The organism is Streptomyces sp. NPDC093097 (assembly GCF_044754325.1).
GTDB lineage: Bacteria > Actinomycetota > Actinomycetes > Streptomycetales > Streptomycetaceae > Streptomyces.
This window is the reverse complement of record NZ_JBIVOW010000013.1, coordinates 55,486-77,962: the sequence shown is the minus strand read 5'-3', so window position 1 is coordinate 77,962 and position 22,477 is coordinate 55,486. Positions and strand designations below refer to the sequence as shown.

The 22,477-nt window shown below is 71.6% G+C and carries 19 protein-coding genes and 1 pseudogene; 10 read left to right on the top strand and 10 right to left on the bottom strand.

Going from position 1 to position 22,477, the window contains the following annotated elements; all coding sequences use genetic code 11:
* Positions 1-4: 4 nt before the first annotated feature.
* The 5 genes from ACIQE0_RS22400 to ACIQE0_RS22380 all read left to right on the top strand — a co-directional run bounded on the left by ACIQE0_RS22400 (position 5) and on the right by ACIQE0_RS22380 (position 5,954).
* On the top strand, positions 5-1,102 hold the full coding sequence (locus tag ACIQE0_RS22400) for a beta-ketoacyl-[acyl-carrier-protein] synthase family protein (RefSeq protein ID WP_402334925.1): 1,098 nt from the start codon (positions 5-7) through the stop codon (positions 1,100-1,102).
* Positions 1,099-1,617 (top strand): polyketide synthase, encoded by a 519-nt coding sequence (locus tag ACIQE0_RS22395; protein ID WP_402334922.1) that lies wholly within the window; start codon positions 1,099-1,101, stop codon positions 1,615-1,617. The genes ACIQE0_RS22400 and ACIQE0_RS22395 overlap by 4 nt, the downstream gene beginning before the upstream one ends.
* Positions 1,614-2,972: a class I adenylate-forming enzyme family protein gene (locus tag ACIQE0_RS22390; protein WP_402334920.1), complete on the top strand. Its 1,359-nt coding sequence runs from the start codon at positions 1,614-1,616 to the stop codon at positions 2,970-2,972. Before ACIQE0_RS22395 ends, ACIQE0_RS22390 begins: the two co-directional genes overlap by 4 nt.
* Positions 2,969-3,781: a TIGR03619 family F420-dependent LLM class oxidoreductase gene (locus ACIQE0_RS22385; RefSeq protein WP_402334917.1), complete on the top strand. Its 813-nt coding sequence runs from the start codon at positions 2,969-2,971 to the stop codon at positions 3,779-3,781. Before ACIQE0_RS22390 ends, ACIQE0_RS22385 begins: the two co-directional genes overlap by 4 nt.
* A gap of 91 nt (positions 3,782-3,872) precedes the next feature.
* Positions 3,873-5,954 carry a DUF2264 domain-containing protein gene (locus ACIQE0_RS22380; protein WP_402334914.1) on the top strand — a complete coding sequence of 694 codons (2,082 nt, stop codon included), beginning with the start codon at positions 3,873-3,875 and terminating at the stop codon, positions 5,952-5,954.
* A 104-nt stretch (positions 5,955-6,058) separates the two neighbouring features.
* Here the strand turns inward: ACIQE0_RS22380 and ACIQE0_RS22375 are convergent, their stop codons facing one another.
* Genes ACIQE0_RS22375 through ACIQE0_RS22365 form a run of 3 tightly spaced genes read right to left on the bottom strand, consistent with a single transcriptional unit; the run spans position 6,059 to position 9,712 of the window.
* Positions 6,059-7,426, bottom strand: a complete 1,368-nt coding sequence (locus ACIQE0_RS22375; protein WP_402334911.1) for an ATP-binding protein — start codon at positions 7,424-7,426, stop codon at positions 6,059-6,061.
* Positions 7,423-8,121, bottom strand: coding sequence for a response regulator transcription factor (locus ACIQE0_RS22370; RefSeq protein WP_366329614.1), 699 nt, complete (start codon positions 8,119-8,121; stop codon positions 7,423-7,425). The genes ACIQE0_RS22375 and ACIQE0_RS22370 overlap by 4 nt, the downstream gene beginning before the upstream one ends.
* A 46-nt stretch (positions 8,122-8,167) precedes the next feature.
* Positions 8,168-9,712 carry an alpha/beta fold hydrolase gene (locus ACIQE0_RS22365; RefSeq protein ID WP_402334908.1) on the bottom strand — a complete coding sequence of 515 codons (1,545 nt, stop codon included), beginning with the start codon at positions 9,710-9,712 and terminating at the stop codon, positions 8,168-8,170.
* 555 nt (positions 9,713-10,267) lie between these two features.
* Here ACIQE0_RS22365 and ACIQE0_RS22360 point away from each other — a divergent pair.
* From ACIQE0_RS22360 to ACIQE0_RS22340, 5 genes and pseudogenes are all read left to right on the top strand, one after another.
* A complete protein-coding gene (locus ACIQE0_RS22360) occupies positions 10,268-11,176 on the top strand; it encodes a hypothetical protein (protein WP_366329616.1) in 909 nt (302 codons plus the stop codon).
* A gap of 322 nt (positions 11,177-11,498) precedes the next feature.
* Positions 11,499-11,939 (top strand): hypothetical protein, encoded by a 441-nt coding sequence (locus tag ACIQE0_RS22355; protein ID WP_402334905.1) that lies wholly within the window; start codon positions 11,499-11,501, stop codon positions 11,937-11,939.
* Between the two features lie 735 nt (positions 11,940-12,674).
* A complete protein-coding gene (locus tag ACIQE0_RS22350) occupies positions 12,675-12,977 on the top strand; it encodes a hypothetical protein (RefSeq protein WP_366329618.1) in 303 nt (100 codons plus the stop codon).
* Positions 12,978-13,054: 77 nt separating this feature from the next.
* Positions 13,055-13,189: pseudogene (locus ACIQE0_RS22345) on the top strand (GNAT family N-acetyltransferase); the annotation flags it as partial.
* A 110-nt stretch (positions 13,190-13,299) separates the two neighbouring features.
* A complete protein-coding gene (locus ACIQE0_RS22340) occupies positions 13,300-13,680 on the top strand; it encodes a VOC family protein (RefSeq protein ID WP_402334901.1) in 381 nt (126 codons plus the stop codon).
* A 380-nt stretch (positions 13,681-14,060) separates the two neighbouring features.
* Here the strand turns inward: ACIQE0_RS22340 and ACIQE0_RS22335 are convergent, their stop codons facing one another.
* The 7 genes from ACIQE0_RS22335 to ACIQE0_RS22305 all read right to left on the bottom strand — a co-directional run bounded on the left by ACIQE0_RS22335 (position 14,061) and on the right by ACIQE0_RS22305 (position 22,252).
* Positions 14,061-15,629 (bottom strand): Na+/H+ antiporter, encoded by a 1,569-nt coding sequence (locus tag ACIQE0_RS22335; RefSeq protein ID WP_402334898.1) that lies wholly within the window; start codon positions 15,627-15,629, stop codon positions 14,061-14,063.
* A gap of 483 nt (positions 15,630-16,112) precedes the next feature.
* Complete coding sequence (locus ACIQE0_RS22330; protein WP_402334895.1) at positions 16,113-16,991, bottom strand: META domain-containing protein; 879 nt, start codon at positions 16,989-16,991, stop codon at positions 16,113-16,115.
* 253 nt (positions 16,992-17,244) lie between these two features.
* The gene (locus ACIQE0_RS22325) at positions 17,245-17,481 is read right to left on the bottom strand and encodes a hypothetical protein (RefSeq protein WP_402334892.1); all 237 of its coding nucleotides are present in this window, start codon (positions 17,479-17,481) and stop codon (positions 17,245-17,247) included.
* 41 nt (positions 17,482-17,522) lie between these two features.
* Entirely contained in the window at positions 17,523-18,131 is a 609-nt protein-coding gene (locus ACIQE0_RS22320) for a TNT domain-containing protein (RefSeq protein ID WP_402334889.1), read from the bottom strand.
* Positions 18,132-18,579: 448 nt separating this feature from the next.
* Positions 18,580-18,996 (bottom strand): hypothetical protein, encoded by a 417-nt coding sequence (locus ACIQE0_RS22315; RefSeq protein ID WP_402334886.1) that lies wholly within the window; start codon positions 18,994-18,996, stop codon positions 18,580-18,582.
* Between the two features lie 231 nt (positions 18,997-19,227).
* The gene (locus ACIQE0_RS22310) at positions 19,228-19,659 is read right to left on the bottom strand and encodes a DUF3592 domain-containing protein (RefSeq protein ID WP_402334883.1); all 432 of its coding nucleotides are present in this window, start codon (positions 19,657-19,659) and stop codon (positions 19,228-19,230) included.
* Positions 19,660-19,723: 64 nt separating this feature from the next.
* Entirely contained in the window at positions 19,724-22,252 is a 2,529-nt protein-coding gene (locus tag ACIQE0_RS22305) for an ATP-binding protein (protein WP_402335327.1), read from the bottom strand.
* Between the last annotated feature and the right edge of the window lie 225 nt (positions 22,253-22,477).

Below are 22,477 nucleotides of genomic sequence, written 5' to 3'. Positions count from 1 at the left end.
GCCCGTGATCACCGGACTGGCCTGGGACACCCCACTGGGCCGGGACCGCGAGGCGGTATGGGAGCGACTGTGCGCGGGCGACTCGGGACTGGCACCCGTCGACTCGCCCCACCCGCTGCGCAACACCCACGCGGCCGTCATCGCATCGGTGCCGTACGGGACTTCGCCGGGCGCGCGCCAGCGAGCGCTCGCCGGCCGGGCACTGCGCTCCGCGTTCGCGGACGCCGGCCTGTCCCCGACCGACCCCGAGGTCGGCCTGGTACTGGGCACCAGCTTCGGCGCCTCGTTGGACGAGGCGGAACCGGCACTGCACACCTGGGCCGACGACGCCGCGGCGGGCATCGGACACCCGGGTACGCCGATGTGCGTCATGACCGCGTGCTCCGCGGGGGCCGACGCGCTCGCCGTCGCGCACACCCTGGTGCGCTCGGGCAAGCGGCGCGTCTGCGTGGCCGGCGGGGCGGACGTCGTCACCGAGGCCAAGCGGCTCGGGCATTCCGCGCTGGGCACGATGAGCCCCACCGGACTGCGGGCGTTCGACCGGGCACACGACGGAATGCTGCTCGGCGAGGGCGCGGCGTTCATCGTGGTCGAACACCCCGACTCCGCCCGGGAACGCGGCGCCCGCGTGTACGCCCGACTGCGCGGGACCGGCGCCGCCAACGACGCCGCCGGCCTCACCGCACCGGACCCGTCCGGCCGCGCCGTGGTGCGCGCGGTGGAACGCTGCCTGGCATCCGCGGGCCTGACCCCCGCGGACATCGCGGTGGTCAACGCACACGGGACCGGAACCCCGCTCAACGACGAGGTCGAGGCACACAGCCTGCGCGAACTCTTCGGAGACGGCGGCCCGTTGGTGTTCGCCACCAAGGGAGCCTTCGGGCACAGCCTGGGCGCCACCGGAGCCCTTGAGGCCGTGGCGACCGTACTGGCCCTGCACCACCGGCGGGTGCCGCCGGTCCTCGGGCTGTGCGACCCGGCGGCACCGCTGCGACTGGCCACCGGTTCGCCCCGACCCGTGGGCGAAGGCGCCGGACTGAGCCTGACGTTGGGATTCGGCGGGTTCAACACCTGCCTGCTGTTCGAAGGGGTGAGGGCGTGACACAGGCGCCGCCGGGCACACGGGTGCTGGGTTCGGCGACGGTCGTCGCCGAAGACCCGGCCGAGTACGCGAGGAACAAACCGTCCTTCTACGCCGACCCCGCGGCCTGGCTGGTCGCCGAGACCGTGGAACGGGCACTGGCGGACTGCGCGGAGCCCGTACTCGACGCCGCCGACGACACCGCGATCCTGGTGATGAGCGCGACCGGGAGCGAGCGCACGATACGCCGCATCACCGGCATGGTGCCGCGGTCCCGGATCTCGCCCCTGCGCTTCGCCGGAGCCAATCCCGGGGTGCTGGCAGGACTGCCCGCCCTGCGCCACGGACTGCGCGGCCCGTCGCTACTGCTGGCGGCACACCCGGACAAGGCCTCCCCCCTGGCGTGCACGGTGATCGACGGCTGGCTCACGGACGGCCACGCCCGGCACGTGATCCTGGTCGGCCTGCACACCACCGAGCACGATCGGGAGATGTGCCGCTGCCTGGTCCTGACCCGTGCCAGGGAGGACCGGTGAACGGCCTCACCCGGTCCGAGGTCACCGCATTCCTGACCCGGGTCGGCACCACTCCGGCCGGCACGGACGCCGGCGCCCCGGCCGGACTGGACGATGTACAGGACGACCTCGCCGGGCTGGGCCTGGCCCCGGGCGACGCGATCGTGCTCTGCCTGGCCAACGGAGTCGACCTGCTGCGTGTGCAGTTCGCCTCGCTGCTGCTGGGCCTGGTACCGCTGGCCGTGCCACCGAGCACGCCATGGCAGCGGGTCCGCGCGCTGGCGGGACACATCGGGGCCGCCGTGGTGGTGACCACCCGGCTGACCGGCACGCGGCCGCGGGCGCCGGTGGGCGGCGCGTTCGCCGTGCCGACCGGGCACCCCACCACCCCGTACCGACCGGGCGAGATCCTGCTGTCCACCTCCGGCACCTCAGGCATGTTCAGTGCCTGCGTGCACCAGGTCTCCGCGCTGCTGCACAACGCCCGCCTGCACGCCGCAGCCACCGGCATCACCGCGGCCGACACCCTGCTGGTGAACCTGCCCCTGTACTACTCCTACGCCCTCGTGGCGCAGGCGTTCGCCGCCTACGTGACCACGGCACGACTGGTGCTCGACGGACCACCGTTCTCGCCGATCGCCTACCGCGACGCGGTCACCGCGCACGGTGTCACCCACTCGTCGGTGACACCGACCCTCGCCCGCCAACTGCTGGCCGCCCCCGGACTCCTGCCCCCCGGACTGCGGGTGCTGGCGGTCGGCGGGGACCGGCTCACGCCCGCGGAGGTGGCGGCCCTGCTGGCCGCACGACCCTCCGCCCAGCTGTATCTGACCTACGGACTCACCGAGGCCGGACCGCGCGTGTCGACCCTGGCCGCACACGCCGAACCCGCCCACCGATACGGCTCGGTCGGCCGCCCGCTGCCCGGCGTGCGCACCTCGCTGCGCGAAGTCCAGGGCGGTGTGGGCGAGTTGCTGGTCGAATCCGACACCGTACTGCTGCGGCGCGTCGGAGAACGCAGCGGGAGAGTCCTGCTGGCACCGCGGACCATCGCCACAGGAGACGCCTTCTCCATCGACGACGGCTATCTGACCTTCCACGGACGCCTGTCGGACTTCGTGGTACTGCGCGGCGAGAAGGTCTCGCTCAACACCGTCCGGCAGGCCGCCCACGCCATCCCGGGGGTGGTGCACTGCGAACCCAAGGTGGTGAACGAGGACGGCACGCAAGTGCTGGACGTCCACCTGTCGGTCACCGACTCCCCTCCCGGCGGGGAGAACGCCGTACGACGCCTCCTCAACTCCCAGTTGCTGCCCGCCGAACGCCCCCGCGCGGTCTTCATCTCCGCCGCCGACCCGGAGACCTTCCGCAAATGACCCTCCGCCTCGGCTGGACCGTCCCCACGACCCTCTCGCCCGACGGGCTCCGCGAGTTCGCCAGGGCCGCGGAGCACCTCGGATACGACCACCTCTCCATCCCGGAGCACCTGGTGTCCAGCACTCCCGCCTACGAGAGCCTGACGCTGGCGGCGTACCTGGCCGCGGCCACCACCCGCATCGAACTGGCAACCGCGATGACGATCCTGCCGTACCGCCCGGTGGTGCTCGCCGCCAAGCAGGCCGCACAACTGGCCCACCTCAGCGGCGACCGGCTGCGCCTGGGCATCGCCATCGGATCCGACCCCGCCGAGTCCGCCGCCCTCGGCGTCGCACCGGAAGACCGCGCGGCACTGTTCGAGGAACAGGTCCATGCCCTGCGCCGGCTCTGGACGCGGCCGGAAGCCGACTACGCCGGCGAGCACATCGCGTTCTCCGGCGTCACCCTCACCCCCCGGCCACATCGGATACCGCTCTGGATGGGCGGCGGCACCCTGCGCACCGGAGGCAGACCGGGCGCACTGCGCCGGATCGCCACCCTCGCCGACGGCTTCACCATGTCCGGGCTGCTCGCCAACCGGGTCAACCGCGGCGCCGCACTCATCGCCGAGCTGCGTACCGCGGTGACCGAAGCCGGCCGTGACTGGGCCGAGTTCGGCACCGAGGCCCGCCTCCGCCCCGCCCCCGGCCGACCGGACACCTGGCGCTCGCTCGCCGAGGCATGGCGTTCCGCCGGCGCCACCCACCTCACCGTCACCACCGACGACCTCTCCCTGCTGGCCCCCCTGCACGCGGCGTTGACCGGGTAGACAAGCCCGCGTCAACGAGCACGCCTGGTTGTCAGCGTCGCGGGGCGGCGGCCATGCTGAACGGAGGGAGCCCACCACCCCGAGGAGCAGAATGCCGCGCACGCAGGACGCCGGTTCGTCACTGCCGCCCGAAGACCGCACACTGTCACCCTTCACGGGATACGGCCGCGCCCACTGGCTGGCCCTCGCCGACCAACTGCTCACGGACGCCCACCGGTTCGCCTCCCCGTCCGGTGCGCGCATCGTGCTGCCCGGCCGGCCCTCGTCGTCCGGCACGGACTCGGACCAACTCGAAGGCTTCGCCCGGACGTTCCTGCTGCTGGCCTTCCGCACCGCGGGCTGCGGCGGCGCGGCGCCGGCCGGGCTGCTCCAGTCCTACGCCGAGGGCATCGGCGCCGGCACCGACCCGAGGCACCCCGAAGCATGGCCGGCCCTCGGCCCGGCATGCCGCCAGACGCTCGTCGAGGCGTGCTCGCTCGCCCTCGGTCTCCATCTGACGCGACCGTGGCTGTGGGACCAGCTGTCACCTGACGTACAAGGGCGCGTCGTCGGATGGTTCCAGGGAGCGTGGGGGCTGCGGATACCCGACAACAACTGGCACATGTTCCGCGTGATCGTCGGCGAGTTCCTCGCAAGCGTCGGCGCCCCACACGACCGCGCCGAGATGGCCGCCGACCTCGCCCGCACAGAAGAATTCCACGTCGGTGACGGCTGGTACCGCGACGGCGGCGACGCCCGCACGGCGGACAACTTCGATCACTACAACGGCTGGGCGCTGCACACCTACCCCCTCCTGTGGGCCCAGATGGCCGAGGGGCGCACGGCGGACCCGGACCTCCTGCCGCTGCTCGCGGCACGCCTGCGGCGCTTCCTGGCGGACTACGCGCTCTTCTTCGGCGCGGACGGAGCGCCCATGCACCAGGGCCGCTCGCTCATCTACCGGTTCGCGGCGGCCACCGCCCCATGGCTGGGCGCACTGGTCGACGCCACCCCGCTCAGCCCGGGCCAGACCCGGCGCCTGGCCAGTGGCGCGCTGCGACACTTCACCGACCGCGGATTCCGCGACCGGAACGGGATCGCCACCCTCGGCTGGTACGGCCCGTATCCGCCCATGGTGCAGAGCTACTCCGGCCCAGGCTCCCCCTACTGGCTCTCCAAGGCCTTCCTCGGCCTGCTCCTGCCGGCCGACCACCCGTGCTGGACCGAGCCCGAGGAACCGCTGCCCGTCGAACGAGGCGACCGCATCCAGGCACTGCCCGCCCCGGGCTTCCTGCTCTCGGCGACCCGGGCCGACGGCGTCGTCCGCCTGGTCAACCACGGCAGCGACAACTTCGCGACCGGCGACCAGGCACGCCAGGCCGGCGCCAGGGGAAGCGGAGGCCCCGGACGTACGGCCGGGGACCCGCACTACTCGCGGTTCGCCTACTCCACGGCCACCGGACCGCGGCACACCGACGCCGAGCCCGCCCGCCCCGCCCAGCCCGACAACCATGTGGCACTCCTCCACCCGGACCTCGGCCCATCCGGCCGCACCCGCATCCACCGCCTGTCCGTCCACGACCGCTACGCCGCGTCCTGGCACCGGCCGACCTGGGACGGAGACACGGACCCCGAGGCCCGCATCGAGACCGCGAGCGTGGCCTGGGGAGCGTGGGAACTGCGGGCCCACCTGGTCGACGCACCTCCCGACCTGCCGGTGTACGACAGCGGTTGGCAGATCGCGGGGGAGCGGCCCCCGCACGCCCGATCCGCCGACGGCCAGGCCACGGCCGCCACGGCCGACGGCCTCACCAGTTCCTTCGTCTCTCTCGCCGGCCACACCGACCTCGCGGTGGCGACCGCGCAGGGCACCAGCGCCTTCGGCCGGCACACCGCCGTCCCCTACGCCACCGACCGGCGCGGCACGACCCGGACCGTACACGTCGCCCTGATCGGCCTCACCGGCCGGGGCGCGGACCCCACCCCGCCGGCCGTACAGTGCACCGTCAACGGGACGACGGTCAACGTCCGTTTCCCCGACGGCACTTGGGTGTTGGTCGTCCTTGGCGAGGAGCCTGCCCAGTCACCGCTTCTGGGAGGTGAACCGCTGCCCGGGCGGGTGCGGTACGCGCGGCTGACTCCGGGGGAGCCGCCGGTGACTGTTCCAGGTGCTGGAGACCGCCTGAATTCTTGATCAAGACGGCGGAAGGATCTCAGCGCGTCGACATGGCAGTCGCTGTGACCCGTCCCCTCCTCGTCGCCGCGCCGACCGGCCACGTCACCTCCCGCCGCGCGGGCTCACAGCGCCTTCCGGTATCGCCGCCGTATCGTCGGACGGTTCGACTCGTCCTGGCCGTACGGCGGCAGGGTGAAGCCGACCTCCGCGCCGCCGCCGTCCGCCGTGGTGGCGAAGACGGTTCCGGCGTCGGCCGTGACGAGGTCGTGCACGATGGCCAGACCGAGGCCGGAGCCGGGCGTCGCCTGGGTCCGGGGGCCGCGGTAGAAGCGGTCGAAGACGGCGTGCCGCTCGGCGGGCGCGATACCCGGGCCCTGGTCCCGTACGGCCAGTCGGCCTCCGCCGATGTACATGGCGATCGGGGTGCCTTCGGGGCTGAACTTCACCGCGTTGCTCAGCAGGTTGTCGATGCAGCGCTGGAGCGCGCGCGGCCGGGCACGCACCGGCACCGGCGGGTTCGTGTCGTCCTCGATGACCAGGACGGTGCGCCCGGTCCGCAGGCGGAGACGCTGCGCACTGTCCTCCGCGGCGACGGCCAGGTCGACGGCCTCGGGCTCCTCCTCCGTGTGGCGGTCGGTGGCCAACTCGACCAGCTCACGCACCAGGTCGTCGAGGGCGGCGGTCTCGGTGACCAGGGTGGTGAGGATCTGCTCCTCGTCCTCGGGGGCGAGCCGGCCGCGCGCCCGCTGGAGCAGCTCGGCGCTCCCGCGCACCGAGGTGAGCGGCGTGCGCAGTTCGTGGCTGGCGTCCTGGACCAGTTGCTGCTGCTGGGCGCGGGAGCGGCGCAGCGCGGCGAGCATGTGCGCGAAGCTGCGGGTCAGTTGGCCGATCTCGTCGGATCCGGCGGTCGGCAGCGGTGTGGCGAGATCCTGCGTGGTGGTGATGCGCCGGGTGGCGACGGCCAGTCGGCGGACCGGCCGCAGGATCCGCCCCAGGACGAGCCAGCCGACGAGCGCCGCGAACCCGATGGCGCCCGCGGTGGTCCAGGCGATCTGCCACAGTGCCTGGTTGTCGAGGCGCATGGCGCCCTCGTAGCTCTGGCCCACCATGACCGCCCCGCCTCCCGGCAGCGGCCTGGTCAGGGTGCCGTACTCGGTCTCGGAGACGACCACGTCCACCCGGCTCTCGCCCTTTCCCGTCCGAGCCACGCGCAGCGCGTCCGACGAGACCGGCAGGGCCTCGCGGCCGGGCGCCAGCGGCCGCACCGCCCCCTGGGCGGACACGACCTGCTCGATCATGTCCGGCCGGGCGGGCGGGGTCAGACCGGCGGCGAGGAGGGTGACGACGGTGCTCGTGCGGTCGGCGAGGCCCCGTTCGAGCTCGTCGCCGACCAGGTTGCTCACGCCCCGGTACGACATGAGGGCGGCGAGGGACATGGCGAGTGCGGCGGCCGCGGCGACGACTGCGGTGATCTTCGTACGGAGCATCATGCGGGCCGGAGGGTGTAGCCGACGTTGCGGACGGTTCGGATCAGCCGGGGTTCGCCGTCCTGTTCGGTCTTCTGCCGCAGATAGCCGATGTAGACGTCCAGGGAGCGGGAGGTGGTGTCGAAGTCGAAGCCCCAGATGCGCTCGTAGATCTGCGACCGGCTGAGGACCACGCCCGGGTGGCACAGCAGCAGTTCCAGCACGTCGAACTCGGTCTTGGTCAGGTCCAGTTGCCGCTCCCCGCGGAACGCCTGCCGGGACGCGGGGTCCAGGGTGAGGTCCGCGACCGTCAGGGCCCCGCTGTCCTCGGGAGGTTCGGTACGCCGCAGCAGCGCGCGGATACGGGCGAAGAGCTCCTCGGTGGCGAACGGCTTGGCCAGGTAGTCGTCGGCGCCCGCGTCCAGTCCCGCGACCCGGTCGCCGACCTCGTGCCGGGCCGTCAGAACCAGGATCGGCAGCCGGTCGCCGCGCCTGCGCAGCATCCGGCACAGGCCGAGGCCGTCGAGGCCCGGCATGACCACGTCCACCACCGCCAGGTCGGGCCGCTCCTGCTCCAGGAGGCCGAGGGCCTCCAGGCCGTCGCAGGCCACGCGCACCCGATAGCCCTCGAAGCGCAGCAACTGGTCCAGGGTGCTGCGCACTCCCGGGTCGTCCTCGACGACCAGCACCGTGCGCTGGAGCGCTGTTTCCTCAGTCATGTGGTCCATCCTTGTCGATGGCGGACGTGGTCAAGGCACCGGTCCGTCAGCCGCGGACCGGAGTGACGGCGATCGGCGGGAGGGTGCGCAGGCAGGAGGTGTCGCCAGACTCGCCGGTGCGGAGGAAATGCGAGGAGACCCCGGCGACGCAGCGGCTCAGCTCCAGCTCGGGCACGTGCCCCATGTTGCGGGCCGAGAAGAACCGGCTGTCGCGGAACTGCGCGGCGGCCTTCTTCCCGCTCGCGTCAGGCGTGTTGGCGTCGAGGTCGCCGGAGAGCACCAGGACCGGGACGTTCGGCTGCCGGGGCTTCGTGGGCTGCGGGTCGGGGGTGTTCGCACGCGGCCAGCCGATGCACACGTCGCCGGCGTCCGTGGTGCCCTCGGTGAAGCCCTTGGCGCTGAACGCCCCGTACGCACCGGAGGGTACGGCGGCCAGCGCGGTGTTGTACTGGCGCCACCGCTCGGACAGCGGCGCGTCCTTCGACCACGCCTTGCGGTAGTCGTTGCAGACGACCGCGATGTACGGCGCCTGGTCCACCGTGCTGCCGCTCTTCCCCTCCTCCTGGACCAGCTTCCGCAGCGGCGCGGTGTCGCCCTTCACGAAGCGGTGCAGCGCGTGCGGCAGTTGGCCGAGCAGCGAGGGCTCCGCCGGCTCAAGACCGACCTGGCTGCTGGCCGCCTCGAACATCAGGTTGGCGAGCTTGTCCTCGGTGAACCGCTTCTTGTAGACGCCGTGTTCGGTGGTGATCGGCACCGTCATGGGCTTGGTGCGCAGCCGCGCCGCCGTGGTGGCCAGGTCCCGCACGGCCTGCTCGCCGTCACAGGCGGCGGGGACGCTGCGCTCGCACACCCGGCGCAGGGTCGACGAGACCGCCTGGGCGCTGGGCCGCGCCAACGCGTCGAGCTTGAGGGGGTAGGCGCCGGACAGGACGAGGGAGCTCACGTGCTCGGGGTGGCGCGAGGCGTACACCGGCATCAGGTACGTGCCGTAGGACAGTCCGTACAGGCCGAGCTTCGCCACGCCGAGGTGGGCGCGGATCGCGTCGATGTCGTCGGCGGTGGCCGCCGAGGTGTAACCGGCGGCCTTGGGCCCGAGGTTCTCGGCGCACCGCTCGACCGCGGCCCGCTGCTGGGCCCGCGTGCCGAAGCGGTACTCGGCGTCGGTGACCCCGCACGGGACCGGCTGCGAACTCCCGGTGCCGCGCGGGTCGACGAGCAGCAGATCGTGATCCTTCAGCAGGCTCTCCAGGCCCCAGGCGAATGCCTCGGCCTTGTCTATCGCGGTCTCGCCCGGGCCGCCCGGGTTGACGGCGACGGTGCCCTTGGCGGGACCGGGCGCGCTGTGGCGCACGACCGCGTAACTCACCTTGATCTTGCCGAGCTTCGGCTTCCCCGCGACGAGCGGGCGGTCCAGTTGGCCGCAGTCGACCTGGTGCCCGTCCACGGTCGGACACCAGGCGGGTGCCGCCGTGGCCGCGGGGCCGCTCCTGGGTCCGGTGGCGCAGGCGGTCGCCGTGGGCAGCACCGAGGCCATCACCACCATCACGCTCACAGCCAGACCCGCACGCCGCGCCGTGCTCTTGTACGTCATCACGCTCTCCTCTGCCTCGGGTCCTCGGACCCCGGCCCCTCGGTGTTCCTCAGGTGCGGGCACAACGTTGCCGGGCGCATTTCGCAGGCACGGCAGAGCGACGGCAAAAGCGTGTAAGAACCGGAGCGGTTCAGCAGCGACCGGCCCGTAGTGCGCCGTCGACTCCGCTCGGCGTGCCCTTCGGCCCGTCCCCGAGCTGCGGGGACCGATCGCCAGGCAGCCTCCGTCGACCACGTTCCGGACCCCAGCGGCGGTCGACTCTCAGCCAGCGCCACCCCTCAACCCTGGCCGAATCTCACCCCACAAACAGCAAGAGCGATAGCAATCGAAGCAAACCAGGAGTAGCCGCTTTAAGGCTCAAATCGCAGCCCATTTCGGGCTATTCCATGCCCTCCGCGCACACGCTGAGTGCCGGTTGCGTCTCGGAGTGCGGGCTGCCGATTGCGCGACGCGGTCTCGCCCGTACGATGCCGGAACTTCGTCCCGTTCATCTCTCGACCGGAAGGCCATCGCGGAATGCCCGTCTTCAGACGCCGCAAAGGCAGTCGTCCCCGCATGCTCCCCGAACTCGACGACACCGCCCTGGGGCAGGTCCGGCGGCGCGTCCTGTCCTGCTGGGACCGCGGTTCGCTCGATACGCCTGTCATGGCCCTGATGGCGGACATCCTGGACGACGCCGGTGAGGACTGGGACCGCAAGGCGCACCGCCTGAGGGTGCTCGCCGGATCCGCGGGACGGGCGCTGCCCGGTATCTGGCGGGAACACAACCCGAGCAACCAGGCGGCCGTGCTGCTGCATGCCTGGTCGGACCTGTTCCAGGCCGGGGAGGAGGGCTCCACCGTCGACCTCGACGCGACCCGGGAGTCCTGTCGGCTCGCCGCCGAACTGCTGCCCGCCGACCCCACGCCCTGGACCGTGTACCTGGCCACGCTCCGGCTGGAGCGCCGCCCGTCCACCGAACTGTCGGCGGTCTGGCGCGAGATCAAGGCCCGCGACCCGTGGAACCGGGAGGCCCACCTCCAGGCCCTGGGGTACCTCTCGCCCGACGAGTGCGGCTCCAGCGGCCAGGTGCTGGACCTGCTCGACAGCGTCCGCACCATGCCGCCGAACGCCCCCGCGGCCGGCCTGGAGCTCACCGCGCTCGTCCGCAACCATCAGCGCGCCATGGCTCCCGGAGGAGTGACCGCCCTCGGTGCGGGAGAGTTCTGGCGCCGCCATGACGCCGTCTCCATGCTCGACCGCGCGGCGCACTACTGGCCGAGCCCCGGATTCCTCCACCACGCGCAGGCCCTCGCCGATCTGAACCTGCTGGCCTACGCCCTGATAAAGGCCGCGCGGCCGAGCGAGGCCGCGATGGTGCTGCGCGCCACCGGTGGCGTGGCGACGCCCTGGCCGTGGAACGCGGAGGGCGAACCGCTGGAGGGCTTCACGCGCCACTACGAGCGCGCCCGCGAGACCGGCTGACAGGCTCCGCTTGCGGGACGGGGCGCGTTCGCGCCCTCCGCGATCCGGGCTGCCGCCGGGTCGGGCGGCGTCGGCGGGGATTTCCGCCGGGGTGGTCCGATACGGCAACGGACGTGGCGAAGGAGCGGCCCCGGCTGTGCATCCGCGAGTGGTGCTCGCGCGTTGCCCCCACGACGGCCGGCTCGCTCCGACCTCAATCCACTGCGTTCACCCGTTCGATCCATAACCGGAACGAGTGGAATAGTCGACTCGTTCCATGGCTCCCGAATGCCCCGATCTCTCCCCGGGGATGCCTTCTGCGGAAGAGTGTTGGGAGATCTCCATGCATGACAGCGTCAGCACCGGCCGCTCCGCGGCGACCGGCCGCGGCCGCATGCTGTGGCTCCTGGCGCTGTTGACCTTGCTGTTCACGGCGCTGACCAGCGCCTACTCCGACGCGACGCCCCCCGCGGCCGCGAAGTGCCCCCTCGCCGCCGAAAGTTCCGCCGCCCCCAGCCCCGCGGACCGGGCCTGCGACGCCTCGGCCGATGTACTGGGATCGGCGGGAGGCGAAACGCGCCACCCCGGCAACGGCTTTCGGCGACTGTGCCACGGCTCGGCCTGCCATCTGCGGCCTCAGGCTCCAACGGGGCCGAACGGCAAGGCGGTGCGGGAGACACCCGTGATGGTGTCCGCGGCCGCACCCGGACACGCCGCTCCCTGGGCCGTTCTCCCGGCCGTTGACGCCGGAACGCCCGCCCGTGTGACCGTACTGCGCTGCTGAGAAGTCCCGGCCGCGCCACACCCCTTCCGCACGCCCCGCCTTCCTCGCGACGGGGGTCAAGGGGTGCTCGCGGCCTGCTGCTTCCGCGTCAACGACCTCAGCACAGCAGGAGTTCCGGCATGCCCGCCGACATCTTCGCCGCCCTCGGCGCGCTCGTACGCGCCGAGGCCGCCCGCAACCCCGCCCCTCCTGGGCCCCACCCCTCAACCCCTGTCCAGCCGCAGAACGACGGGCCGGCCCCGCAGACCTCGACGGTCGCATCCGTACCCCGACAGAGTGCGCCCCCGTCCTCGACGCCGTCCGCTACCGCCACTCCCGCTCCGCCCCCGGTCCGCACCGCAACCTCCCCCTCCCCGGGGCGGGTTGAAAGGCGCCTTCGCCGTTGGTCGCTGCGCGCATGGCGGGTGCTGTGGACCCTCGTCCGCGCGGCCGGACGGCGCCGCGGTCGCGCCGGTTCCACCGAAGGCGAGCCCGTGCCCGATGCCTGAAAGATCGCTGCCGTGCCCGGACGCAACCGTTGGGGGCGCGGAATCCCGCCGCGGGGCGCGTGGAAATGCGCTCGCGCTCCGTGGCGTGAGGGCAGGGGCGCTGCCCGCGCCGTCGTGCACCCAACGATGTGCGATCACCATCCCCTTTCTGTCACGGATAGTTCATACTTGATAACGCACAGCGTTCGGATGTGAAGCCCGGGGTGGCGCGAAGTCCGCCCCGCCCGGCGAGAGGCAGGCAGGACTCGTGAAGGTTCGACAAGCAGTACGCAGCACTGTCACCGCGATCGTCAGCATCGTGGCGTTGGGCTCGCTCTCCCACGTCGCATGGGCGGCGCAGACGCCGGGCCTGCCCCTCGCCAGCTGCGCACAAGCGGTGCGACAGACCAAGGCGGATCTGCAGAACGCCGGAGCGCCCACCAGCTCCAACGACTGGCAGAGCGTGCGGGACGCCGCGCAGCAGTTCATCAACGACCACCCCGGGGGCGGCAGTGGCGTCGAAGCACTCCAGCGGGACGTCCAACTGCTCAACAGTCAATGTGCACCGTAGCGGTGCCCAACACCCACTGCCCAACACCCACTGCCCAACACCCACTGCCCAACACCCACTGCCCGGCGCCCGATTGGGCGCGGGCACTGTACGAGCGGTTGGGCTGCATCGCCTACGGCCGACAGCCCGATGCCTGGGACGAAGTGGCCCCGGACGGCTCCGTTCGCCGCCACGAGACGATGTGCACGCTGCTGCGCAAGCAACTCGCCTGAGCCGGCATCCGCCCTGCTCATCGGGGTCGCGGTGTTCGAGCGCGGCCCGTCGCGGTAGTCGGGAAGAACTCAGTGTCAGACACATGGAGTTGATGGATAGGGTGCGCCGCATGGCATCTCTCGTGCGGCACGTCACCTTCGACTCTTCCGACGCCTACCGACTGGGGCAGTTCTGGGCCGCGGTCCTGGACGGCTCGGTGGACGGCGACGCCTCCCCGGGCGACCCCGAGGTATTGGTCAACACACCTGGTTCGAACCTGCTGTTCATCGCCGTTCCGCATGCCAAGACCGTGAAGAACCGGGTGCATGTGGACCTCCAGCCGCAGGACCGGTCGCGGGACGAGGAGGTGGCGCGCGTCCTCGACCTGGGGGCCACGGTGGTCGGCGATCACCGCAACCCCGACGGCACCGGCTGGGTGACCCTCGCCGACCCCGAGGGCAACGAGTTCTGTGTGGAACGCAGCGCCGCCGAGCGGGCCCAGACCTCGTGAGGACTCCGGGGGCCGGTGAACGTCGGGCGTGCGAGGCGCTTCACGCCACGGCGGCCGAAAGAAGGTCCGCGCCGTTCGGATTCCGTTAGGGAACCGGCTGCGGTGCTCGTGCGGCGTCGGGTCGGCCACCACGGTGGAGCGGGACCGGGTCGGCGCAGCGCACGAGGAGGAGACCCGTGGCGAACGGTTGGGGAGTGACCGGACCGGCGGTGACGCCGTGAGCGTGGAGCGCGTCGTAGGAGTGCTGGTGGCGTTGGCGCTGGTGGGGTTATTGGTGGTCAGCGTCAAGTTCCGGGACCGATTTTGACGTGATGGGATACGGGACCGCTTCCGGCTTCGGGTGAGGGAGTGGCGCCGCTCGCCGTCGGGGCGTGCGGTAGTCAGTCGTCGCCGAGTCCGGCCTCTTCGAGGTCCAGGCTGCGTTGCAGCCTGCGCCGGGTGGTGTCGCTGATGTGGTTGTCCGCGTAGAGCCGCTGAAGCTGGGCGGATTCGGCGGCTATCACGGTGCGGCGCAGGGCGCGGTAGGTGGTGGCCGAGGCCCAGTGGGAGGGGGCGGTGTCGTCGTCCCGGTCGGCGTCGGCCTGGTCGAGCCGGGCCAGGAGGCCGCGCCGTAACTGGTCGAGGACCGGGGTGGGCGCCGCCTCGGCCGCTTCCAGGTCGTCCAGGCAGCTCAGGCCCGCCTTGGCGAGGCCGGCACGGGCACGGGCCTCTTCGCGGGCGGTGTGTTCCGGTTCCAGGGCGATCCCGGACCAGCGCACGACCGGCGCCAGGGTGAAGCCCTGAAGGACGAGGGTGAAGACCACCACACCGGCGGTGAGGACGAGCACCAGCGGCCGGTGCGGCAGCGGACCGCCGCCGTCGGTCGCCAGCGGGATCGACAACGCGGCGGCCAGCGGCATCACTCCACGGGTGCCGGCCCAGGAGACCACCGCCGGGATGCGCCAGGTGACGGTGCCGTTGCCGCGGCGCCGCTGCATCACGGCGGAGAGCGGCAGGACCCCGAGGAGCCGGACCGCGATCACGGTGGCGGCCACCGCGAGCAGCCCGAGCGGCCAGGTGCGTTCATCCGGAGCCAACTGGCCTATCAGCTGAGGTAGTTCCAACCCTATGACGGCGAAGACGACGCTCTCCAGGACGAAGACCACGGTGCCGTAGACGGCGTGCACCTGGAGACGGATGGTGGCGTTGGTGAGCCTGTGGCCGGTGCTGCCGAGCACCACCCCCGCGACCACCACCGCGGTGACGCCCGAGGTGTGCAGGTCCTCGGCGAGGACGTACGAGGCGTACGGGGTGACGAGAGCGATCACGGTCTCCAGAATCGGATCCTCGGTCCGTCTCCGGATCAGCGCGACCACGGCCGCGACGGCCCCGCCGACCAGCGCCCCGCCGCCGCCCAGGAGAAGGAACTGCCGGCCGGCGGCGGGCAGGGTGACGGCGTGCGCGGCGACGGCCGTGCCCACCGCGACCTTGAAGAGCACCAGGCTGGTGGCGTCGTTGAAGAGGCTTTCGGACTGGACCAGGACCTGTATCCGCGGCGGCAGCGCGATCTTGCGGCCCAGGGCCGTCACGGCGACCGGGTCGGTGCTGGCCAGCACCGCACCCAGGACGAACGCCATGGTGGGGGAGAGCGGGGTGACCGCGGAGGCCACCACGCCCACGGCCGCCGCGCTGGCCAGCACCAGCCCGAAGGCGAGGACCGTCACCGGCCGCCACACCACCCGCAGTTCACGCCAGGGGATCTCCTCGGCGGACGCGTAGAGCAGCGGCGGCAGCACCACCAGGCTGATCACCTCGGGCGCCACCTGGACGTCCGGCACCCAGGGCAGCAGCCCGATGAGGACGCCGACGACGACCAGCAACGAGGGGGCGGGGATACGCCAGTGGCGGGCGCCGGTGGCCACCAGGGTGGCGAACACGACGAGGAGGAGGACGACAGTGAGTTCGGTCACGCGCTCGTCTTTCGGTGGCTTCGGCCGTGGTTGAACCGCCGCCGACCAGACTTCCCGGCACACCGCGACGAAACCTACCGGGTTCCTTCGGGTTACTGCCACCGTCCGTACCCACCGGATTCTGCCGAGTGGTCGTCATGCCGGGGATGCCTTCGAAGGTATGACTCATGGGCAGGGGGCCGATGTCCCGCAACAGCGTGTCGGTGAACACCGCGGCCAGACCCACGACATGGCCGGGACGGGCGCTGCGGCGCCATCCCCGGAACCCGGAAGCAACCTCTGATCCGCTTGGTCAACCCGCCCCGACACTCCAGGCGGTACACGCCGCCGATCCTGCTGGAGATCCACGCGCACGCCACCTGGCACGAGATCGCCATGACGAGAGGGGAAGAACTGCCGCCGAGACCCGGCAGCGCTGCTGTGCGCGCAGCAGCGCGGCTCCCCCCAACGCGGTCGGCCTGGAGTGTGGGGGGCGGTTGCAGCCTATTGATCTTTGGCGGTCCTGAACGTAATACCTAGCGTCCAGTGCTCGTCGCCGTCTTCCCGCATGTACATCCCGCCACCGGTGCCGGTATAGCGGTAGTTCAATGATTGCCGCAGCATCTTGAGGAGGTCTGCCTCGTCCTTCATTTTCTGTGCCGCGCAGGTGCGGTGGGTGGTGAGTTCGGCGTCGCGGAAGAAGAGATGGGAGCCGTTGAAGTAGACCCTGGCAGTGAAGTCGTTGCAGACGAGCTTGCCGGTCACGGTGCCGTCGCGATGGAACGCGAAGGAGGTGTCCTTGGCAGACCCGAAATCTTCCGGGTGGTCGTAAAAGGTAAACATTGTCAGTTGGAACGGGGTGTCGAAGAAGTCCGTGGACCGGACGACGTCGAGGGTGGCTACGTCACCGTGCTCGTTCCGCAGCTGCGGCAACGTACCGGGAGGCGGCCCTCCAGATTCCCGCTCCAGTTTCTTCTCGGTGATCTTCAGCTGGCCTCGGTGGAGGAACTTCTTGACCTTCGCCTCGAAATCCGCCAGCTTTTCGTTCCGTTCCGCGTAGTACTCGGATTTCTCCTTCTCCAGTTCCTTCAGTCCCTTGTAGCGCGCGATCTCCTGTTGCTGCTGTTCCGGCGTCTGACATGATTCCTCCGTGTCGGACGGAGCTGGTGTCGCCGAAGGGGAAGGCATCGGCAGGGCTTCCCCCAACGTCAGCGTGTTCGCCTCCAGCTTGGCTTTTGCTCGAAACGGTGTGCAGCCGTAATCCCCCGCAACCGTCCCGTCGTCACGGAACTCAATCCACGGATTGGCGAACCCGGGGCCCCGTACCTCTTTTCCGTCCACCGTGAGCGTGAAGCTGTCAAAGGTCCAGATCCCACCGAACAACCTGCCTCCGGGGCCTCCTGGTCCCTGCTTCGTGGGCGAAGCGGATGCCGTGGCACCCCCGCTCCGGACGCCCGACCCGCAGGCAGAGACCCCGCCACATGCCACTGCGATGGCAGCGACGACCCCCGCAACACGTCTTAGAGAGATGCGCATGCCTCCCTCAACGTCGTTCATGGGGCTCCAGTTCCACTGACTTCGGCCAGCGGAGGCCCCCGTCATGCTCCACGGCCCGGAGTGGCGAACTACCCGTAGTTCAGGGGCTGGTGAGTTCCTGGTAGAGGCGCTGAGCGGCCTGGGCTTCGGTGGCGTAGCGGGCGAGGACGCTTTCCTGGCCCCGTTCGGTGAAGACGACCTCCCAGCGGTCCGCGTGGCGGCGGAGGGTGTAGAGCTCGGTGGCCGGGGCCTGGGGCTCATGGACACCCTCGATGCGGTAGAAGTCGTCCGCCACACCAGCCCGGCGCAGATCGGCGCGTACGGTCTTGCTGTCCACGGTGTCCTTCACGGGGTCGGTGACGGAGAGGAGCGGCGAGGCTATCGGACGGGGGCGACCTCCTCCAGCTCCTTGCCGAGGTGGTTCTTGACGCTGTCGCCCTGCGGCAGCACCATCTGTTTGCCTCCGCCGTCCTGTCCGAACCATGCGGCAATGGCTCCGGATTGGACGGCGAGGGGCTTGATCACCTTGTAGCGGTGGTAGTTGCATTCGACGTCGTTGGGGTACGTCCGCAGGTTCGACGGAGGGATGGCCCGCGCTGCGTAGGCCGTCTTGAAGGGGGAGAGGAACCGTCCGGAAGGCTGGCCGAAACGGTCGAGTTGAGTGCCGACGGCCAGGGTCTCCGGCTTGGGTTTTCCGCTGAAGCCGTCGTCGGGCGGCCAGCGCCAGTCCGTATTGTCGGCGGTACGCCACTTCTTGAGGAACGCGTCAGCGCTTGCTGACCCTTTGATGCGATTCCATCCCGCCACGATTTCCTTCAACGGGGGTTTGCTGGGCAGCGGATCCGCGCCGAGGAGCCAGTTTCCCTGGTACGCAGTCGTGCACTCTTGCTGGAGCTGGGCTGATAGCGAGGACTTCTCCGGTACGGCCTGAACCGGGGCGACCAAGGCCGCGCTGGACGCGAGTGTGGCGCACAGGGCCAACGTCATACGGGTACGGGGCTTCATTCCATCCTCCGGCGGGCGGCGAGTTGTGACGGAACGCAACGGCGGCTCCGCTCATGCTGCGGAGATCTGGATGCGGGGATGCAGTGCGTTGGGCAACCGTGCGCCGTCGCACCGTCGTTGCGTTCAGGACCGCGCCGGCTTCTCAGCTCTGTGCGTGGCCGTAGACGAGTGCACCACCCGTGTCGGCGACCCGCCAGACGCTCCGGCCCGTTGTCACCCGGCGGGAATGCTCACACCACCCCCTGCGGTGGAGAAGTTGTCCGGAGCCGCTCGTGCCCCCCGATGTGTGCTCCGGCGCTCGCCCGTGGGCCGGCGTACCCACCGCCGGCGCAGCGCTGCCGGATCCCCCGTCACCACCGGCGTCCCGCTGCGGCCCCCCCCGGTCGCCCCGGTGGCAGTCGCGTACGTCCGGTCGCCCACCGGCCGGCCGTCAGGCGCGCACCGCGCGCAGGGCCCCGTACTGGAGAGCGCTGAACCCGCCGACGACGACGGCCTGGAGCGGGATCCACACCGCTCCGACGGTGGTCGCGTCGAACCACGCGATGAGGGAGACGAGGCTGAGCACCGCCCATACGGCGTTCGAGTCGACGACGATCTGGACCGGTAGCACCGGCGGGGACTTCCGCGAGGCCAGTACGCCGACGCACGCGCCGAAGAGGGTGAGGAAGGCGCCGAGGCCGAGCAGCAGTGTGCCGTCCACACCGAGGAACCGGCCCAGCGGTCCGGAGGCGGCCAGGTAGGCGAGGCCGTTGCCGGTGGTCACCACGGAGTCGAGGGCGAGGAACCGGCGCAGCATGGTGCGGGGCTCCGAGGTGCGGGCGAGGGCGGCGAGCTGGACTGCGGACATGGCGAGTCGACCTCCGTCGGGGCGGGATGGCGGGACCGGTCCCGGGCCGCAGTGCGCGGGCCGGGCCCCGGTGGGGACCACCTTGCAGGGACGCCCCGGGAGAGGTCGATTACCTCCGGGGTCATGGGCGGCAGGACAGGGGCGGGCGGTGCCCCGGGCGCCCCGCTCGTCGCCGAGGGTCTCCGCGTGGGCCATGTCCTCCTCGCCGGCCCGGCTCTCTGCACCGCAACGTCAGCGTCCGTACGCGCCGGATGCCATCGCGAGCACCGTCAGCGAGAGCAGCAGGACGATCCCGCCGCCGGTGATGAAGGCGCGTTCCAGCCCCAGGCGTTCGCGGTCCTGGACGACGACGGTGCGCGGATCGGCGGGGTCGTAGCGCAGGAGCACCCGGTCTCCGTCGGCCAGCGGACGGCGGCGGGTCGGCGCGACGGGGCAGACGACCTCCACGACCCGGTCGTCGTCCGTCACGAACTGCAGCAACGGGCGCGGCCGGGCCGGCTCGTCGGCGCCGCGGCCCGGCGGCTGCTTGACCAGGGCCGGCACGCACACCCCGGTCCGCTGCACCCGGCGCACCTGACGCAGTCCATGCACACCGGCGAGCAGGGCGAGCGCGCCGCCGAACGCGGCGATCACCGCCAGCACCGCCACCGCCCCTGCACCCACCGGCCGCTCCTCCCTCCGGATTCCGCTGCGTGGCTTCCGACGTATGCGCCCAAGGGGCCTTGCGTCAGCTGCCCTCCACGGCCTTCTCCGCTGCCTCCTCGACGGCCGCGGCCCGCAGGGAGAGGACCATGGTGAGCCCACCGCCCGGGGTGTCCTCGGCATCGAGCGTGCCGCCCATCGCCTCGGCCAGACCGCGGGAGAGTGCCAGACCCAGCCCCAGACCGCTGGTGTTGTCGCGGTCGCCCAGCCGCTGGAAGGGCACGAAGATCCGCTCCCGGTCCTCCGGAGGCAGCCCCGGCCCCTGGTCGATGACCCGCAACTCGACTCGCGCGCCCAGCGCACTGGCGGTGATCAGCACGCGCTCCGCCGTGCCCGAGTGCCGCACCGCGTTGGTGACGAGGTTGGCGATGACCCGTTCCAGCAGCGGTGGATCGGCGAGGACGTCGCGGATCTCCGCAAGTCCCCGGGACTCGATCCGCACCGGCGTCGCGGCCAGGGTCGCCAGGGCCAGGGGCAGCACGTCCGCGAAGGCGGTGGGCTGGAGGTGCAGGGTCAGGGCGCCGGCGCGGAGCCGGCTCATGTCGAGGAGATTGTCGACCAGGCGGTTGAGTTCGATGAGCGATTCCTCGGCGGTGGCCAGCAGTTCGTGCTCCTCCGCGGCGGTGAAGTCCACGTCCGCGCTGCGCAGCGAGCTGATGGCGGCCCGTCCGCTGGCCAGCGGGGTCCGCAGGTCGTGGCTGACCGCGGCCAGCAGCGCGGTGCGCAACCGGTCGGCCGCCTTGACGGGTTCGACCTCGGCGGCGGCCTCCATCAGGCGGGCGTGGTCGAGGGCGGCGGCGAGGTGGGCGGCGAAGGCGGTCAGCACCCGGTGCTCGGAGGCGGGCAGCCGGCGTCCGCGCAGGACCAAGAGGCGATCCGGCCCGGCGGGCACCGTGACCAGGTCGGGGTCCTTCCCGTCGACCTCGATCTCCTGGTCCGTGCGCGGCACCAGTTCGGCGGACTCCATGCCGAACGTCTCGCGGGTGTGATCCAGCAGCACCGACACGCCCTGGTCGCCGCGCAGGATGTTGCCGGCCATCGACGAGAGGGTCTCCGCCTCCGCGGTGGCACTGGCGGCGCGCCGCGACAGCCGCAGCGAACGGTCCACCAGAGCGGCCACCGTGACCGCGACCAGCGCGAACGCGGCCAGCGCGAGCGTGTTGTTGGGCTCGGTGATGGTGAACTCATGGCTCGGCGGGATGAAGTAGTAGTTCAGCAGCAGGGAGGTGGTGAGGGAGGCCAGCAGCGCGGAGACCACACCGCCGAGGCAGGCCACGCCGACGACGGTGATCAGGAAGAGCAGGGCCTCACTGGTGAGGTTGAGGGGGCCCCGGATGTGCGTGAGCAAGAGGGTCATGAGGAAGGGCACGACGAGACCGGCGACCGGGCCGGCGATGCGGCGGGCATGCGGCAGCTGCCGGCCGGGGGCCGACGGGCGCCGGCCCCGACCGGCCCGTTCGTGGGTGACCATGTGGACGTCGATGTCACCGGAGAGCTCGACGGTGTCCTCCCCGATGCCGCGCGGGGCCACCAGGCGGGAGAACCAGCTGCGGCGGCTGGTACCCAGCACGAGCTGGGTGGCGTTCTCGGCACGGGCGAAGTCCAGCAGCGCGGTGGGGACATGGTCCCCGACCACCGAGTGGTAGCTGCCGCCCAGGCTCTCGACCAGCGCCCGTTGCCTGGCGAGCGCGGCGGGGGAGGCGTAGGCGAGGCCGTCGCTGCGGGCGACATGGACGGCCAGCAGGTCGCCGCCGGAGGAGCGGTCCGCGATCCGCTCCGCACGGCGGATCAGCGTCTCCCCCTCCGGCCCGCCGGTGAGCGCCACCACCACGCGCTCCCGGGTCTCCCACACCGTGCCGATGCCGTGTTCCGACCGGTACTTCTGGAGGGTCTCGTCCACCCGCCCGGCCACCCACAGCAGCGCGAGCTCCCGAAGGGCCGTCAGGTTGCCGATGCGGAAGTAGTGGGCGAGCGCCGCATCGACCTTCTCCGGCCGGTAGATGTTGCCGTGCGCCATGCGCCGGCGCAGCGCCTCGGCGGGCATGTCCACCAGCTCGATCTGGTGGGCCCGGCGGACCACCTCGTCCGGCACGGTCTCCCGTTGCGGGACCCCGGTGATCTTCTCCACCACGTCGTTCAACGACTCCAGGTGCTGGACGTTGACGGTGGTCACCACGTCGATCCCGGCGGCCAGCAACTCCTCGATGTCCTGCCAGCGCTTGGCGTTGCGGCCGCCCGGCACATTGCTGTGCGGCAGCTCGTCGACCAGGGCGACGGCCGGCCGGCGGGCGAGGACCGCGTCGAGGTCCAGTTCGCTGAACGTCGTGCCGCGGTAGGCGCGGTGCAGCCGGGGCACCATCTCCAGCCCCGCCAGCATCTCCTCGGTGTACGGCCGGCCGTGGCACTCGGCATACGCCACCACCACGTCGGTGCCGCGCCGAAGACGCCGCCGCCCCTCGTCCAGCATCCGGTACGTCTTGCCGACGCCGGGCGCGGCCCCGAGGAAGATCTTGAGCTTCCCCGACCGTTCACTCGGCGCATCGGCCGCGGCCATTCTCGGCGCCACCGAAGTCCCTCCCTCGCCATTCCTGCACGACCCCACGACGCCTGGTTCGGCGAGGGGACCTCGGGCGGCCGAGCGGACATGGGTTGCCTGCCATGGTCACACCAAGTCGACCGAATCGCGGTGGAACGGCGCGATATTGACGCTTCCCTGACCCGCCGGACCCACCCCTCCCCGGGCCCCGCGTCAAGACCGCGTCAAAGCCGGACCGCAACC